General features: G+C 58.3%; 11 protein-coding genes. All 11 read right to left on the bottom strand.

Features of this window, described 5'->3' with window-relative positions; all coding sequences use genetic code 11:
• Nucleotides 1-95 precede the first annotated feature (95 nt).
• Nucleotides 96-1,202, bottom strand: a complete 1,107-nt coding sequence (glf, locus tag NQ490_RS11945) for a UDP-galactopyranose mutase (RefSeq protein WP_007046029.1) — start codon at nt 1,200-1,202, stop codon at nt 96-98.
• The gene (locus tag NQ490_RS11940) at nt 1,195-3,519 is read right to left on the bottom strand and encodes a hypothetical protein (RefSeq protein ID WP_007046028.1); all 2,325 of its coding nucleotides are present in this window, start codon (nt 3,517-3,519) and stop codon (nt 1,195-1,197) included. Before NQ490_RS11940 ends, glf begins: the two co-directional genes overlap by 8 nt.
• On the bottom strand, nt 3,516-4,454 hold the full coding sequence (locus tag NQ490_RS11935) for a glycosyltransferase (RefSeq protein WP_007046027.1): 939 nt from the start codon (nt 4,452-4,454) through the stop codon (nt 3,516-3,518). Before NQ490_RS11935 ends, NQ490_RS11940 begins: the two co-directional genes overlap by 4 nt.
• 26 nt (nt 4,455-4,480) lie before the next feature.
• Entirely contained in the window at nt 4,481-6,880 is a 2,400-nt protein-coding gene (locus NQ490_RS11930; RefSeq protein WP_007046026.1) for a hypothetical protein, read from the bottom strand.
• Nucleotide 6,881: 1 nt separating this feature from the next.
• Nucleotides 6,882-8,180 carry a hypothetical protein gene (locus tag NQ490_RS11925; protein ID WP_007046025.1) on the bottom strand — a complete coding sequence of 433 codons (1,299 nt, stop codon included), beginning with the start codon at nt 8,178-8,180 and terminating at the stop codon, nt 6,882-6,884.
• A gap of 24 nt (nt 8,181-8,204) precedes the next feature.
• Nucleotides 8,205-9,257 carry a glycosyltransferase family 4 protein gene (locus NQ490_RS11920; protein ID WP_007046024.1) on the bottom strand — a complete coding sequence of 351 codons (1,053 nt, stop codon included), beginning with the start codon at nt 9,255-9,257 and terminating at the stop codon, nt 8,205-8,207.
• On the bottom strand, nt 9,254-10,408 hold the full coding sequence (locus NQ490_RS11915; RefSeq protein WP_007046023.1) for a glycosyltransferase: 1,155 nt from the start codon (nt 10,406-10,408) through the stop codon (nt 9,254-9,256). Before NQ490_RS11915 ends, NQ490_RS11920 begins: the two co-directional genes overlap by 4 nt.
• Nucleotides 10,409-10,434: 26 nt before the next feature.
• Nucleotides 10,435-11,847, bottom strand: a complete 1,413-nt coding sequence (locus NQ490_RS11910) for an undecaprenyl-phosphate glucose phosphotransferase (protein WP_007046022.1) — start codon at nt 11,845-11,847, stop codon at nt 10,435-10,437.
• Between the two features lie 112 nt (nt 11,848-11,959).
• A complete protein-coding gene (locus NQ490_RS11905; protein ID WP_007046021.1) occupies nt 11,960-12,955 on the bottom strand; it encodes a helix-turn-helix transcriptional regulator in 996 nt (331 codons plus the stop codon).
• Nucleotides 12,956-13,121: 166 nt separating this feature from the next.
• Entirely contained in the window at nt 13,122-14,120 is a 999-nt protein-coding gene (locus NQ490_RS11900; RefSeq protein ID WP_040917469.1) for a GGGtGRT protein, read from the bottom strand.
• A 20-nt stretch (nt 14,121-14,140) separates the two neighbouring features.
• Complete coding sequence (locus NQ490_RS11895; protein WP_040917932.1) at nt 14,141-14,842, bottom strand: iron-sulfur cluster assembly scaffold protein; 702 nt, start codon at nt 14,840-14,842, stop codon at nt 14,141-14,143.
• Between the last annotated feature and the right edge of the window lie 87 nt (nt 14,843-14,929).

Raw genomic sequence — 14,929 nt, 5'->3', positions numbered from 1 at the left:
CTTATCACCGCTTAAAAAGCAAGGCGGCCACCCGCCGGCCATCAGCAAAAATACCGCAGGTCCGCCCTCCGGCGGCTCTGCGGTATTTTTTTGCATCAGGCCAGTTCAGCCCGCACACGGTCCAGCGCCACTTCGATGACGCGGTCCATATCGTAGTACTTGTACTCGCCCAGGCGCCCGCCGAACAGTACATTGGGCTGGGCGTCGGCCAGCTCCTTGTAACGGGCATACAGGGCCCCGTTTTCTTCATCGTTGACCGGGTAGTAGGGCTCGTCGCCAGGCTTCCACTCAGCAGAATATTCCCGGCTGATGACGGTCTTGGTGCCCGGTTCGGTGGAGCCGAACACAAAATGCTTGTGCTCGATGATGCGGGTATAAGGGGTCTCGGAATCGGTATAGTTTACCACCGCATTGCCCTGGTAGTTGGGCATATCCAGCGTTTCGGTCTCAAACCGGACGCTGCGGTACTGCAAGGCCCCCAGCTTGTAATCGAAGTAGGCGTCGATGGGACCGGTGTAGACTACTTTTTTGGCCAGCGCATCCAGGGCGGACCGGTCGGCGAGATAATCGGTGTTCAGGCGGACCTCAATGCCGTCCAGCAGATTGACGACCAGCGCTGTATATCCCTCGTTGGGGATGCCTTGATAGAGGGCGTTGAAATAGTTGTTGTCGAAGGTGAAGCGCACCGGCAGCCGCTTGATGATGAACGCCGGCAGAGCCGTGCAGGGACGTCCCCACTGTTTCTCGGTATACCCTTTGATGAGCTTTTCGTAGATATCCATGCCCACCAGGTTGATGGCCTGCTCCTCAAGATTCCGGGGATGCTCGGTGTAGTGCGCAGCTCGCTGTTCCTCGATCTTGGCCTGCGCTTCCGCCGGGGTGATCACCCCCCACATTTTGTTGAAGGTGTTCATATTGAAGGGCATGTTGTACAACTCACCCTTGTAGTTTGCCACCGGGGAGTTGGTGTACCGGTTGAAGGTGGCAAACCGATTCACATAGTCCCACACCTCCTTGTTGTTGGTGTGGAAAATATGGGCACCGTAGCGGTGCACAGCAATGCCTTCCCTATCCTCGGTATAAATGTTGCCGGCAATATGGTCCCGCTTGTCGATGACCAGGCAGCGCTTGCCTGCCGCAGTAGCTTCATGGGCGAACACAGCGCCGAAAAGTCCAGCGCCAACAATCAGATAATCATACATAAACTTTTTCCTCCTCAACTGTTTTCTTGCGCAAGGGCTGCCGCCTGCGGCGCAGAGACTGCACCGCCCAGCCAAGCAGGCCCAGTGCCGTCACCAGGGTGACAGCCTCGGCAATATGCCAGGCCACCGGCGGTGTATAGCGCACCTGCACGGTGCCGCTGTACCCTGCCGGTAAAGTGACCCGCAGGCAATGCTGCTCATTTTCGGTCAGCGGCAGGACCGTGCCGGTAGCCGCATCCGTCGCCGTATAATACCGGTAGGCCAGCAGCGGCAGATCCACGTCGGCCGTCTGTCCGGAGTCATTCCGGCACTGAACCATACCCTTTCCCTGCCAGGCTGCCGATACGTCCGCATCCCGGGTGGTGGCTTCCACCCGGGCAAAGGTGGAAAAGTCCGCCCCTGCCGGCAGATAATCGTAGCCCATCGTTTCATAGGGAAAGTCGGTGACGGTTTCGGTACTGATAAGCGTCATCGTCCCCTGCCGATATGCATAATCGCTGTAAAACACACCCACATACATCAGGGTTGCCGCCACCAGAGCGATGGCAGTTCCCCGGGCCAGGCGCGGTGCCACAGATTCTGCCAGATCCAGCGCCAGCACCGCGACCACTCCGATGAGTACCGCCGCAATGGCCAGATACCGCCAGCTGAACTGGGGCTTGAGCAGAATGTCAATCACCTTCTGCGGCAGTTTGTTGGTCAGCCAATCCCAGGGAAACAGCGTGGTAGACAGCCACATGGCCAGCAGGCACAGGGCAAGACTGCCGCGCAGCCCCAACCATTGCCGGTTGGTTTCCTGCGTATATTGCCAGCGGGCACGCTGCAGGCAGCACCACAGTGCCAACACAAGCACCAGACCGCCCGCCAGGCCCAGGGTCAGAGGCATGTCGCCGGTGGTTCCTTCCCCTGAGCCGCCGCCTGCAAAGCCGAAGAAGCCCAACAGCTGGATCAGATAGGTTCCCGTGGACTGCAGCGGTGCCGGGTGCACGTCGCTGATCATAACTTTCTGGTTGCGCAGCGTATCCATGCAGGGCAGCAGATACCAGGCAGTCAGGCCTGCCGCAGCCACCACCGCCTTGCAGGCCGCCAGCAACCGGGCCGGACGGAACATGACCTGCAGATTGCAGATCCAGAACAGCGCCAAAAACAGGCCCGCCAGTTCGGTGGTAAGCAGATGGCTCTGTACCAGCCCCGCCATGCCCAAAGCCAGCGGCAGCCAGTCCCGGGCCTGCGGACGGTCCTGCCGTGCGATGGCCCAGGCTCCCAACGCCACCAGAGGCAGGAAGATCATGGCGGTATACTCCCCTACCGCTCCCCGCAGCAGCATATTGGTCAGGCGGTAGGCGCACAGTGTGTAGACAAAGGCGGCCACCGCACCGTACAGACGATTCCCACCAATGCGCGCAAAGCTGTAATAAGCGGCCAGCATCGTGGCAGCATTGACAAGCAGCACATAGATCTGGTAACAGGTCTGCAGCGGCAGGAAGGCATTATACAAAAGTGCCGGAACATACAGAAACAGATCGCAGTAATACAGGGGCGTCGCCGCGCCGTATCCGTTAAACCCATCGGTAAAAATCCGCACCGGGAACTGACCGTCGGCAATGGCCTGCGCTGCCGCCCAGATGCGGTAACAATGGAACCGAAGATCATGTCCGGTATACAGAAAATCCGCACAGTACGGCAGACTGGCCACCACAATACCGCCGGCCAGCAACAAAACCACGCCCCAACCGCAGCGCGGCGCACGGGGCGCCTGCCCCAAAAACAACACGCTCAGCAACAGATCCACAACCGCAAAGAGAAGCAGCCAACCGAGCAGGGAGGTCACCCGCCAAACCGGCTGTTCCGTCAGGGTAACGCTTTGCAGTTCCACTGTCTGTCCTTCGGCCGGAGTCTCGGCTAGGGTCAGCGTCAGATCGTTCACCGTGGAAGCCGTGCCGATCCAGAGCCGTGCCGTTACGGTGGAAAAGGTATCCGTGAGAGTAATGGTGTCGCTTTGCAGCGCCGCCGGATTTCGGGAGGAAGCGAAACGCAGGGTCGCCACCGGTTGTGCGTCGGTACGTTCCGGCTCTTCCGGATAAAATGCCTGATACTGAACCGTGACCCGGTATCCGCCGGCGGACAGCGTCATGGGCTGAGAGACTGCGCTGCCGTCCTCCTGCTGCGTCATTTCTTCCAGCGGGATGGAGATCTCCGCCAGCGGCCGCAGGGATCCGGCCAGCATCGCGGCCAGAAACAGCAGCTCTACAAGAAATACCGCCCCGAACAGCGGATGAATTTTCAGGAATGCCCGGGTGCGGGCGGTGGTATTCATTCCCGGGCCGTGCTCTGCCAATGCTGCACGGTCTGAAGCTGGAATTCAAAATCGCGGGCATCTTTCGCCAGCTGACTCGAGAGAATGACGCCCGACACAAACAACAGCAGCGCCGCCACCAGCACAAAGCAGCACACGATGAGCGTGGGGAACCGCGGGACCAGGCCGGTGTGGAAATATTCATTGAGGACCGGGATCATAAACCCTACGCCGAACACCGCCAGCACCGCCGCCAGCACGCCGAAAAACGCAAAGGGGCGATAGTTTTTGAACAGGCGCAGGATGGTCCCCAGAACTTTGAACCCGTCGGAATAGGTGTTGAGCTTGCTTTCAGATCCTTCGGGACGGTCGCGGTATTCGATGACCACGTTGTCCACCTGCATGTTGCGCTGCAGGGCATGAATAGTCATCTCGGTCTCGATCTCAAAGCCGCGGGACAGTACCGGATAGGTCTTGACGAACTGGAAGCTGAAGGCGCGGTAACCTGTCATGATGTCCTTGATTTTACCGCCGAACAGGTTGTTGGTACAAAAACGTACCAGATCATTGCCGAAATTGTGGAACGGACGCTTGTTCTGGGTGTAGTAGGTGCTGGACAGACGATCACCCACCACCATATCCGCCTGCCGCTCGGTGACAGCACGCACCATCTCAGGGGCGGCCTCCGCAGGATAAGTGTCATCACCGTCCACCAGCACATAGGCTTCGGCATCGATTTCCCGGAACATCCGGCGCATCACGTTGCCCTTGCCCTGCTGATATTCATGCCGCACCACCGCACCGGCTGCTGCGGCCAGCTCTGCCGTCCCGTCGGTCGAGTTGTTATCATAAACGTAGACCGTTGCCTCCGGCAGCACCCGCCGGAAATCCGTGACGACCTTTTCCACCGTTTTGGCCTCGTTGTAACAGGGAATCAAAACAGCAATTTTGTCCATAAAACGCGGACCTCTCTTTCTTGCCTTTACATCCAGAACTGAACCAGCCGGTTCACCGTATAATACAGCGACGGATTCATTCCCTGCAGCCAGGGTTCCATCGCAAACAATGTGCAGAAACGATAGAATACACTCCATGCCAGCGTCGCCGCCATACCGATGCGCAGTACCGGCAGCAGGGAAACAGCCAGGTTCTCCCCGCCGTCAGCCCGCCGGGCCAGCGTTGTTTCGGCCAGCAGCCAGCAAAGGGCTGCCCCCAGCAGCAATACCGGGCTGTAATCCATCAAATACCGGTAGAGCACCCCTGCCATCTGACAATCCAGCACCGTGATCAGCAGCATCGCCGCCACCGAGCCGTAAACAACAGCCGCCGCCCCCCGGCGCCGGTGCAGGCCGCGCCGGGCCAACGGGATCACCGGAAGCAACAGCGCCCAGGTGAAGGGAGTAGCCCCCAGCATGCCGCCGCAGAACTTTTCGCTGATGGTACGGATGACCGCATTAGTGGTCACATCTGTCTCCTGCAGATAGGGGAACACGCTCTTCAGCCGCGGCAGATCCAGCAGGCTTGTGAAGATTGCCGGACCGATGCGCACCACATTGAAACCGCGCTTGGTCATATCATTCCCGGTAATATTATAGTTCGCACCAAAATCAAAGGGCGACTCAAAGCGGGCGTAATTGTACCACATCAGCCCCGCTGCCACGACCAGCACCGGCAGCAGAAAGGCCACCGCCTCCCGCACGCCGGCGCCACTGTGAAGCCGTCTGCGGGCAATATAGCGATTCCAGAAAATAGGCAACGCCAGCAGGGCAAATACCTCCATCTGGGGGCGGCAGCCGGCCACCAACGCCACGCACAGGCTGCCCAGGGTCAGCCGAAGCGTCAGCAACCCGCCGCGGGATACCGGCGTAGCCGCTGCTGCGAACCAGAGCCACAATCCCAGCATCAGCAGGGCCGCACCGCACACGATGGTATATTCGTAGATATAGGGTCGTACCAGAAGGGAGTACAGCTGGCTGCCCAGCACCAGTGCGGCTACACAGATAAGATAGGCCGCGGTAGAAGCCTGGGGAAACCAGCGCCGTACCACTTGACTCAGCACACCAAAACAGCTGAGCAAAAACACAAGCCCCAGAATCACCATACACGGGGCATAGGCCAGATTCTGAATTCCGGTGATGGCTTCAAAAGGCAGCTGGAACAAAAGACAGGGTACGATGCCGAAATAGACATAATACCGGCCGTTGTAAAAAGCATGGTCCCAGCGTCCCCCCTGGATCTGCAGGGCATCCCGGGCCGCAGCATCATAGGGGTTTTCCATCTCCACCAGTGCGGCAGGGGGATCTTCCTCCAGATCCAGGCGTCCGTTGAGCAAGCTGTGGGCCAGCGCTCCGTATTGCTGGTAGACAAAGCTGACTGTGCTCTCCCCGTCCCAGTAGGCCGTATTGTAGGTGGCGGTAGCCAGGCCGGTATTGCCAGGCTGCCAGAAGGGCACAACCACCACAAATCCTGCCAGGATCAACCCCAGCACCACTGCCGCCGCACGGTCACAGACATTGCCGGCCAGCCACCGCCGCTGCCACAAACCGCTGCCGGGTCGCAGCAGATACAACGCACCGAAGATCATCCACAGCACGACAAAACGCAGCAGAGACAACTGCAGCGGCCGCGGCATGTTGGCTGTGATGCCGGTCACCGTAAAGGCAACCGGATACTGGGCATGATCGCTGCTGTATCCACTGGCCTGCAGGGTCAGGGTTCCCACACGGCCGGTCAGATCCAGGCTGATGGTGTGGGTGCGTCCGGCCTGCGGTGCCACCTCCCAGCTGCCGAAACGGATCAGCGCCCCGTTGGCTTCATCCGTTCCCTCGATGGTCAGGGTAAAGGTACTGTCTGCATGCAGCGGGTCGGTATCGTCATTGGTAAGGTTATCCAGATGCAGATTGTAGATGGGCTGACCCACTTCCAGGAACCGCAGATAGGTGCGGTCCTCGTCCAGGGTATAGGTACCGTTGCCCCGCCCCACATTGACATTGGGATCCAGATAGTCCATGAGCTGGAACGGCTCATAGCTATGGGTATTGAAATAGGTCACATTGCCGACAAACAACTCCGCGCCGGCCGCCAGCACAACGAGCAGAGGCAGCACATACCGCGCGCCGCGGTGCCCGAAGATCCGCAGTCCGGCGGCGCAGATTCCCGCCCAGCCGGTCATCGCCGTAATGGCTGCCAACCGGAACAGGTCAAATCCTACGGTAAGACCGGGACGATGATAGGCACACAGAGCGTACACCCATACAACCAACCAGATCCCGGCCGCCCAGCCGAAATCCCGGCCCGCCGCCCGGCGCCGTTGGATGGTGGCCGGCAGCAGTCCGAATATCAGGGAGATCCCGATTGTCAGGAGAATCGCGAATAAAATCATGTCAACCGTTTCCGCCTTTTTCCTTTACGGCAGGGACTTGTCCTCGCCAGCGGCAATACAGTTCTGCCGCTGCGCAGGAGAGTGCCCACGCCGTAATCATGAGCTCCTTATGGGTGTATCCGTAGTGGATGTAAGAATGGTTCACCGTCACAAAATACCATGCGAACGGCATGCAAGCCACCAGTAACAGAGGCACAAGCATCGACACATCCTTGGCAAAGGAGCCTTTTCCTTGCAGGATCCTCACCACAATCAGGAAAACCAGTGCTGCCAGCAACAAGCCAAAGAGAACCTTCCAGATTCGGAGATCATACCCCTTGAAATTATTCTGCAGTGTGGCACCGTAGGTAAGTTCCTGCCCCTCCGTTTCGTGGGAGGAACGCAGCATCAGGCTGTTCCAGGCATCCGCAAAGAGATTTTCTCCCAGTACCAGAGAACCAATGATCCACTTTTCGGCCCAGAAAGCCACATAGCCGATGCCCCAGCAGAAGCTGCTGCGCACGATCGCCACCACGCCACCACGCCAGGACTTTCCCACCAGCAGAAGATACAAAACCAGCGGAATCCCCAGCGTGATAAGGGGGAAAGTCAAGAAGTCCAGGTAACAGGTTGCCATACCGATGGCCAGGAAAAACAGCCCTGCATGGCGGCATACAAAATCGGGATACCGCAGCACAACCACGCAGGCGATTGCCATAACATAGAAGCACGGCATATACTGCAGGCATAACGCCATGGCAACCGGTGTCAGCATACCAAACGCCAGTGCCATAGGAAGCAGCAGATATCCCCGACTTCTTTTCAGCAGAAGCTGCGCGATCCAGAGCATCAGCAGCAGCTGTGCCAGCATATTGAGCGTGAGAATATCCTTGTAATCGAAAACAAACAGCAGCGGTTTGAGATATACCAGGTTGCCGTGCCAATACCGTGCATAAGCGGCTCCGTTCTGCTCTTCTTCCAGAGCCGCTTTCACTTTGCGCAGCGTCCAGGCTTCCTCCCCTTCCGCATTGATCGCATTACTGTAGACAGCGGCGGCCTGATTCCAGGGAGATTCCTCCCCTTTGTACACTGCTTCCGCCAGAATCATGGAGTCCGTCAGGTAATCCACCCACATTCCGGTATCATCCTTCAGCAGTGTGGTGGGCCCATCGGCAAAAGCGTCCACGCAGCTTTCCAGATGCTGCTGCATCCGTTCCACCGGCAGACAGTACACCAGAACCAGCAAAAGATATCCCACTACCGCCCCGGCCAACAGCAGGATCAGCCCCTGCAGCCATCCGGATGGTTGTTTTTTTGCCATACTCTTTCTCACATCCAAAACAGATTATTGCTCCGCGTACTTCTTGATCTGTTCCAGCCAGAAGGCCGCCGTTTTGTCCCAGCTGTACTTTTCCAGTACCTTGTCGGGCGGCGCCACCGGCTGAGCCGCCAGCGCGTCCAGATCCACCTCATAATCATAGGGATCAAAGTACCGCGCCGTATCGCCGTACAGTTCCGGCAGGCAGCTGGCCCGGGCCAGCGCAATGGGAGCTCCCAGCGACAACGCTTCCAGCGGCGGAATTCCGAATCCTTCAAAGATCGCCGGATGCAGGAACAATTTGCAGTGCTTCATCAGCGCAGCGTTTTCCTCATCGCTGACATAACCAGGATAAAAAACATTGGCGGTGTCCTTTGCCTCGGCATCGTCCCCGAAAGCGCGCAGATCCTTGCCGCCCGCCACCACAAAGGTCTTGTCGGGGTTGCGGCGGGCAACCTCCCGGATCCATTTGAAATTCTTGTGCTTGGCAAGACTGCCCAGCGCGTAAAAATACGCTCCTTTTTTCACACCCGGCAGTTTGTCAAAAACGCCTTCATCGGGCACCACACTGCGCATATGTTCCCAGCCGTTGTAGGTAACGCCGATCCTGTCCATGGGGATGCCCAGTTTGTCGCTGATCAGGCGGCGCTGATCCTCGCTGACTGTGTAGACCTTCTGTGCAAACCATTTGGTGGACAGACAATGCACCCAGAACTTAAACCGGAAAAAGCCCCGGTCGGTATCCATCACCAAGGGGCGGATATCATGCAGCACCACCACGCTGCGGCGGGTCATGAGCATATCGCTGGCCAGCCCCACAAAAAAGGCGTGGTTGCGCCGCAGATAGGTCGGCAGCACCACCATGTTGTAAAAGTACTTGACTGCCTTGAGCGGTACCAGCTTGATATTTTTCAGTTCCGGCAGGTGGATGGGCCGTCCGTCATCCCGGTAGGCGATGCGCACATCCAGACCCGTTCCCTCCAGCAGGGTATCCAGCCGGATGACCGTCTCATACACATAACGCGGAATACCGGTGATATTGTCGCACAGCACCGTGCCGTTGATGACAATGGGGTTCAATCCAGTTCCTCCTTCTGCCAATGGGAGCAGTCCAGCAGTTCCTGCTGCCAGTCTGTCATGCGACGGGCGCAGTATTCCCGCAGCTCATTTTCAAACCGTTCCTCGCTGAAAGAGCGGCTGTGCTCCCGGATTTCTTCCTTGGAATAGGCCACGCCGTCGCGTTCAAACAGTTCAATACAACGCATAAGGCTATCGGCGGTCTGTTCTGCAAACCAGTAACCGGTCTTGCCGGGCAGTACCGTCTCGCAGGCGCCGCCGCGGCCATAGGCCAGCACCGGCGTGCCCGCCGACTGAGCTTCTACCGGCGTGATGCCGAAGTCCTCTTCCCCCGGGAAGAGAAACGCCTTGGCCCGCAGATAATACTGACGGACTTCTTCATCGCTGAGTCCGCCTCCCTTGAACTCAATGGTGGGGCCAGCCATTGCCTTGATTTTGCCTTCTTCCCCACCGCTGCCGATGACTACCAGCCGTTTGCCCAGTTTGGTACAGGCGGCTACCGCCAGATCAATCCGCTTGTACCAGGTCATACGGCCGACCACCAGGTAGAAGTCCTCCTTTTTGACAAAGGGGGCTTCGTTGATATGGCAGCAGGGATAAATCACATCGCTGTCCCGACGATAGTATTTTTTGATACGCTGGGCGATATAATGAGAATTGGCAATAAAATAATCCACCCGGTCAGCGGCACACTTGTCCCAGATCCGCATCTTGTGCATCTGATGGGGCATGACCCTGCGCACCAGCCAGTTGGCGTTGTCGCGATAGGTATAGTAAAAGTCCCACACATACCGGATCGGCGTATGGCAATAGCAGATATGTACGGCGTCCGGCCGCGTGATGACCCCCTTGGAGCAGGAAGATGACGAGGACAGCACCAGGTCATACTCCGACAGGTCCAGCGCTTCAAAAGCACCGGGCATCAGCGGCAGCAGGCTCTTGTAGATTTTGGTGGCGAAAGGGATCTTCTGCACCCAGGTGGTGCGGATGTCGTAGTCCTTGAACCACGCCGGCATCTTCTTCTCATCGTAGACCAGCGTATAGATCACAGCGTTGGGGAATACATGATGCATGCAGTCCACCACCCGGTCGGCGCCGGCGTAGGTCACCAGCCAGTCGTGTACGATGGCAACTTTCGGTTCTGTCTTGCTCATAAACTCTCACCCGGTTTCCAGTGGGCTCACTGTATTTTTTCGTCGTTGATCATCTTGCCGCCGAACACCGTGCGAAAGATAATCTTGATATCCAGTGCCACGGTCCAGTTTTCGATATACCAGATATCATAGCGGATACGCTCGGCAATGTCGGTGTCCCCGCGCAGGCCGTGGATCTGCGCCCAGCCGGTACAGCCGGGGCGCACCTGCTGGCGCACCAGATACCGGGGAATCTCCTCCTTGAAGTGCTCCACATGGAAAGGCACTTCCGGGCGGGGCCCCACCAGGGACATATCCCCTTTCAGCACGTTGAAGAACTGCGGCAGCTCATCCAGGCTGAATTTCCGGATCAGGCTGCCGAACCTCGTCTTGCGGGGGTCGTAGTCGGTGGACCAGCCGGTCTCCTGCCTGGCGTTGACCCGCATGGAACGGAACTTGTACATCATGAAGGGCTTTTTGTTGAGCCCGATGCGTTCCTGCCGGAAGATCACCGGTCCGGGGCTGGACAGCTTGACGCCGATGGCCGTGACCAGCATCACAGGACTGGTCAGCACGATCAGAAGAAGGCTCCCCACAATGTCCAGGCCGCGCTTGACGGCCGCATTGAGGATGTTGTCAAAGGGGGTCTGCCGCACATTGATGAGCTTGCACTCGTCCAGCACATCGATGGTGGGACGGGCGGGCAAATAGTCACTGTAGAACGGCACCATGGTGATCCGGGTGCCATGTTTGTCACAGGCCGCGAAGGTGCGGGGCAGCATCTGGATTTCGTCCGCCTCCAGCGCCACCACCACCTCATCGATCAGGGGATTTTCCAGGCAGGTATCCAGCTTTTCATAGCTGCCGAAGTAGGGCACCCCAAAGCCCGGTTCTTCCATAGGGGCAAGGTATCCATCCACCGCGAAACCGTAGTACGGATTATGTTCCAACGCCCGCAGATACAAAGCGGCCGACTTGCCGCCGCCTACCAGCAGAATATGCCGCAGCCCCAGCCCCTTGCGCCGGCGGGCACGGTCGTACCAGCGGCGGATCATCCGTTTGGCTACCACCAGCGCCGTGGAGAAGCAGTAGAACAGTGCCAGCACCACGCGGGAGTAGTCGTCCAGGTGCATCAGGTAGAGAATAAAGACAAAGCCCAGAATGCCCCCGGCATTGATGACGGCGATCCGGGTACAGCGCACCGACAAGCCACGCAGCCGGGAATTGCTGTAGATGCCCGCCACCCAGTAGACAACGACCAGCAGCAGCGCTGTAGCTGCTCCCGCCAGAAGGTTTCGCGGGTCCTGGGCCACATGCAGTGCCGGTCCGGCACCGCCCGGCTCGAAAAAGCGGACATAGTTGAAACGCACATAGTTGGCCAGCAAAAATCCGGCAAACAGCAGCACCACATCCAGCAAACCGCTGAGGATACTTTTATAACGTTGGTTTTTTTCCAGCACCGAGGGTGCCCTCCTTACGAGATTGGTTCTGTGCCGCCGCAGCGACCGGTCTTTCCGCCATAGCGCGGAAAGTGTATCGTATCAGCATACCACAATTTGCACGGTTTTGCAATCAACGATAGAGCTCCTGCAAACGATCCAGCGTCTTTTTCATCTCGGCGCGGACCTCCGGAGGTCCGGCCACAACCACGCCCGTGCCGAAGCCCGCCACCCAGCCGAAGAACTGCGGGCTGACTTGGATCTCGGCAGTCATGGTGAAATGCTCGCCATCCTCGCAGGGAAGAAGAATAGGCCCGGTGCCGAAACGGTCGATCATCGCACCGGCAAAGCGGTTTTCACACAGCAGCGTCACTTTTTTCAGCGGGCCGTTGAACATGCCAAACATCTGCTGCATATAGGTGTTGACATCAAAGGCAGCGTATTCGGCGGCACCTTCCCGCTTGCTGCCGGCCACCTGATGCACGTTCTGCATCTTGTCCACCCGGTAATGTTTCAGGCGCCCCTCGGTGTAGGCAATCAGATAATAGTTGCCGTTTTCCCACACCAGCACCCAGGGGCTGACCTGGTACAGCTGGCCGTCGTGGCGGGGCGTCATCTTTTTCTGCAGATTCCAGTCGCAGTATTTGAACTGCACCTGCTCCCCTGCCGTGATGGCGGTATGCAGCGCATCCACGGTATACAGGATCTTTTCATCGGTACTCTTGATCCGGCCGCTGACCAGGACCTTGCGGTCCAGTTCCGCCTGACGGTAGCGCGAGGTGAACTGCCCCAGTTTGTCGATCAGCGTCTTGGATTTCCGGGCCGTAATAAACTTGCTGGCATACACAGCATCCACCAGCAATTTGAGCTCGGCCAGTTCAAACAGCACGTCGGTCATATAGTAACCGCCGCCCCGGCCGCGCAGCTGCACAATCTCGTAGGGAGCCCCCGGCAGGCTGTTCAGTGTATTCAGATCGCCGTAGACGCTCTTGCGCTCGGCTTCGATCCCATGTTCCTGCAGCTTTTCCACCAGCTGCGGCACACTCAACGGATGTTTTTCGTCCGTTTCCCGGGCCAGGATCTCCAAAAGGACAAGCAATTTGCGTTTCTGACCTTCTTTGCGTGGCATGGCGCAGTCCCTCCCGTATTTTCACATATACAGTCCTATTATACACCCTGCAACCCTGTTGGGCAAGTAGCGGGCAAGAGTTTACAAATCTTTCAATTCCACAGCAAAAAGCCGCCGCCCGGCAGATACCGGGCGACGGCAGAAATTATGCAGTTTGCAAAGGAGATCAGGCGTTGGCCTGGGAAGCAGCAACCGCGCAGGCGACGGTCATACCGACCATCGGGTTGTTGCCGGCGCCGATCAGGCCCATCATCTCCACGTGAGCAGGCACGGAGGAGGAGCCAGCGAACTGGGCATCACCATGCATACGGCCCATGGAGTCGGTCAGGCCGTAAGAGGCAGGACCGGCAGCCACGTTGTCGGGATGCAGGGTACGGCCCGTGCCGCCGCCGGAAGCGACGGAGAAGTACTTCTTGCCATTCTCGATGGCCCACTTCTTGTAGGTGCCGGCAACCAGGTGCTGGAAGCGGGTGGGGTTGGTGGAGTTACCGGTGATGGAAACCTCAACGCCCTCAGCCTTCATGATGGCAACGCCTTCCAGAACGTCGTTGGCGCCGTAGCACTTGACGGCAGCGCGCTCACCATCGGAGTAAGCGGTGGTGTTGACAATCTTCAGCTCGCCGGTCTTGAAGTCATAGTCGGTCTGGACGTAGGTAAAGCCGTTGATACGGCTGATGATCATAGCAGCATCCTTGCCCAGGCCGTTCAGGATAACACGCAGGGGCTCCTTGCGGACCTTGTTGGCGGTACGGGCAATGCCGATGGCGCCTTCGGCGGCGGCGAAGGACTCGTGGCCGGCCAGGAAGGCGAAGCAATGGGTGTCCTCATGCAGCAGCATGGCGCCCAGATTGCCGTGGCCGAGGCCAACCTTGCGCTGCTCGGCAACAGAACCGGGCACGGTGAAGGCTTCCAGGCCCTCGCCGATGGCGGCGGCGCACTCGGCGGCGCTCTTCAGGCCGCGCTTGACGGCGATGGCCGTGCCGAGGGTGTAAGCCCATACGGCGTTGTCGAAGCAGATGGGCTGGATGCCGCGGATGATCTTATCGCAGTCGATGCCCTTGGCCAGCAGCATTTCGTTGCAGGCATCGAGGCTCTCCAGGCCATTGGCTTTCAGGCAGGCCTCGATCTTGGGCATACGGCGTTCCTGGGATTCAAAAGTTGCCATAGTGTATGTTCCTCCCTCTCTTATTCTTCACGCGGGTCGATGTACTTGACAGCGCCCTGCTCAGCAGAGAAGCGGCCGTAAGTGCCGATGTTCTTCTCGTAGGCTTCCTTGGGATCCTTGCCGTGGCGGATGTCTTCCATCATCTTGCCGAGGCGGACAAACTGGTAACCGATGACCTGGTTGTCCTTGTCCAGCGCGGTCTTGAGGATATAACCCTCGGTCAGTTCGAGGTAACGAACGCCCTTGGCCTTGGTGGAGAAAATGGTGCCGGTCATGCTGCGCAGACCTTTGCCCAGGTCATCCAGGCCAGCGCCGACGGGCAGGCCGTTCTCAGAGAAAGCGGTCTGGCTGCGGCCGTAGACGATCTGCAGGAACAGCTCACGCATGGCCACGTTGATGGCATCGCAGACCAGGTCGGTGTTCAGCGCTTCCAGAATGGTCTTGCCGGGCAGGATCTCACCGGCCATGGCGGCGGAGTGGGTCATGCCGGAGCAGCCGATGGTCTCGACCAGGGCTTCTTCGATGATGCCGTTCTTGATGTTCAGGCTGAGCTTGCAGGTGCCCTGCTGAGGAGCGCACCAGCCCACACCGTGGGTATAGCCGCTGATGTCCTCAATTTTATAGGCCTTTACCCATTCGCCCTCTTCGGGAATGGGCGCGGGACCGTGCTTGGGCCCTTTTGTGATCGGGCACATGTTATTGACCTGTGCGGAGTATTCGATCATAATTTTCTCTCCTTTGCATATTGTTAGGCTTTTCACAGCTAAGTTTATTATAAAGGGTCGACGCGCTTTTTGCAAGATGTTAGC

Origin of the sequence: Subdoligranulum variabile (assembly GCF_025152575.1) — a bacterium.
GTDB classification, from domain to species: domain Bacteria; phylum Bacillota; class Clostridia; order Oscillospirales; family Ruminococcaceae; genus Gemmiger; species Gemmiger variabilis.
The sequence above is the reverse complement of the archived record's forward strand: the minus strand, read 5'-3'. Positions and strand labels throughout refer to the sequence as shown.

Coding starts and splice junctions, on each gene's coding strand:
- NQ490_RS11940 (WP_007046028.1), bottom strand. CDS start 3,519: ATGAATACCACCGCCCGCACCCGGGCATTCCTGAAAATTCATCCGCTG.
- NQ490_RS11925 (WP_007046025.1), bottom strand. CDS start 8,180: ATGGCAAAAAAACAACCATCCGGATGGCTGCAGGGGCTGATCCTGCTG.
- NQ490_RS11900 (WP_040917469.1), bottom strand. CDS start 14,120: ATGGCAACTTTTGAATCCCAGGAACGCCGTATGCCCAAGATCGAGGCC.
- NQ490_RS11905 (WP_007046021.1), bottom strand. CDS start 12,955: ATGCCACGCAAAGAAGGTCAGAAACGCAAATTGCTTGTCCTTTTGGAG.
- NQ490_RS11935 (WP_007046027.1), bottom strand. CDS start 4,454: ATGGACAAAATTGCTGTTTTGATTCCCTGTTACAACGAGGCCAAAACG.
- NQ490_RS11915 (WP_007046023.1), bottom strand. CDS start 10,408: ATGAGCAAGACAGAACCGAAAGTTGCCATCGTACACGACTGGCTGGTG.
- glf (WP_007046029.1), bottom strand. CDS start 1,202: ATGTATGATTATCTGATTGTTGGCGCTGGACTTTTCGGCGCTGTGTTC.
- NQ490_RS11930 (WP_007046026.1), bottom strand. CDS start 6,880: ATGATTTTATTCGCGATTCTCCTGACAATCGGGATCTCCCTGATATTC.